Genomic DNA, 1,818 nt, shown 5'->3' with positions numbered 1-1,818 from the left:
CCAAGTACTTCTCCAGGTCCAACAGCTTCGCCGCCTCAGCGACCTTCTCCCCGATCACCTGCTTCGACAAACCCTGCAACTTCAACGCGAACCCCATGTTCTGCGCCACCGTCATATGCGGGTACAGGGCATAGGACTGGAACACCATCGCGATGTCCCGGCCCTTCGGCGGCACCGAGGTGACATCCCGATCACCGATCCAGATCGAACCCTCATCCACATCCTCAAGCCCGGCCACCATCCGCAACGCCGTCGACTTACCCGACCCCGACGGACCCACCAACACCAAGAACTCACCATCGGCGATCGACAAGTCCAAGCCGTCCACCGCGCGCACGGGGGGTGAACCCGGGTAGACCCTGGATGCTGCTTCGTACCGGACCTCGGCCACTACCGTCCTCCTAGCCCATGCGTCCGAATGCATTCAGACGCCCCTGAGGTGGGCAAGAATGCCTCACCAGCCGACCCAGCACCAGAGGTTGTGGCAACAAAGGTCCAGACCAGTTTGCCCTACACCCCCAGGTCCACACCACCCCCAACCCACCACCGCGCACCGAACCCGCCCACGCACCCCACCCGCGCAACCCCCACCCACCCCGACCCGACCGCACCCCGCCCGCCGACCCCATCCCCCCAACTCCCCACCCAGACCCGTGCGCTAAGCTTCTCCCCGTCGCCCAGCGATGGGCCCCCGTAGCTCAGGGGATAGAGCACCGCCCTCCGGAGGCGGGAGCGCAGGTTCGAATCCTGCCGGGGGCACGTACAGCATCCACACAAGCGCCTGAGCCGTCCTGGCCAGGCGTTTCGTGTTTGTCGATCATGGCGTTGATGGTCTCGGCCGTGCTGACGATCTCCGGGAGGGTGTCGCCCGGCAGGCGGACGTTGATGGTGACGTGGTCGCCGTCGTCGGAGAGCGTGACGGCTAGGCTGACCGCCTCGAACAGACGGCGCAGCAACGGTTCCGGCGCTTCGGACAGGTGCCCGGTCAGGTATGGCAATGCGTCCAGCAGATCCACGTCCGCTGTGTCCGGGCGGGCAGGTTCCGCGTCGTCGGCAGCGTCCAGCGCAGCAACGGCGGCCAGGGCAGCGTGGCGCTCTGCTTCAAGATCGTTGTAGGTGCCACGCAACGCCCGGGTGAACGGGTCGTCGGGGTCGCCGTCCTGTGCCTGTCGCATGATCGAGTTCTGGCGTCGGGACAGGTCCGCCAGTACCCGCCGCAACCGGTCGCGTTCGGCGTCCCGTGCTTGTGCTTCCCGGTCATCCACGGTGGACAGGTCCGCCGCCAGGATGGTCCGGCGGTTCGGTCCGAGGACCCTGTCGGCGAAGAACCGGGACACCGCGTCCAACACGGCGTCTTCCCACAGGTAGACCGCTTTCGGGTGACCGGCGTACTTGTCCGGGCGTCCCCGGTTGTTGTTCTTCGGCCAACACATGTAGTACGCCGACTGGTGCCGGACGTTGCCGTTCATACGCCTACCGCAGTGACAGAACAATAATCCACGGGACACGTAGGTCCGCAACGTCTCCGGGTGAGCGTTGGGCGTGTTGTCATCCCGTGAGCCACGTCGCTTGGCACGACGGGCGTTGAGTTCGTCGGGCAGGTTCAGGCGGTCGTAGCATCTGATCTTGATGTTCGGTGGGGAAGGATTCCCTGTCGTGCGCAGGATGTTGACCTTGGCCGAGCGGGAGGGGATCTCGCGTGGTCTGGCGGAGTCGTTGGAGTACAGGGAGATCGCCGTCCTGATCGGGCGTGGTCCCTCGGTCGTGTCGCGGGAGGTGGCCCGACACGGTGGTCGTGAGGGGTATCGGGCGGTGGTG

At 65.8% G+C, this 1,818-nt stretch carries 2 protein-coding genes and 1 tRNA gene; 2 read left to right on the top strand and 1 reads right to left on the bottom strand.

Annotation, left to right across the window (positions count from 1 at the left end):
• A partial coding sequence (locus tag QSK30_RS36545) for an ABC transporter ATP-binding protein (RefSeq protein ID WP_285509994.1) occupies positions 1-391 on the bottom strand: 391 nt, incomplete at its 3' end.
• Between the two features lie 296 nt (positions 392-687).
• Here QSK30_RS36545 and QSK30_RS36540 point away from each other — a divergent pair.
• Both QSK30_RS36540 and QSK30_RS37090 read left to right on the top strand, forming a co-directional pair.
• Positions 688-759: transfer RNA gene (locus QSK30_RS36540), tRNA-Arg, on the top strand.
• A gap of 906 nt (positions 760-1,665) precedes the next feature.
• Positions 1,666-1,818: helix-turn-helix domain-containing protein (locus QSK30_RS37090; protein WP_502871943.1), on the top strand; the 153-nt coding region annotated here is incomplete at its 3' end.

The organism is Actinokineospora sp. NBRC 105648 (assembly GCF_030269645.1).
Lineage (GTDB): Bacteria > Actinomycetota > Actinomycetes > Mycobacteriales > Pseudonocardiaceae > Actinokineospora.
The sequence above is the reverse complement of the archived record's forward strand: the minus strand, read 5'-3'. Positions and strand labels throughout refer to the sequence as shown.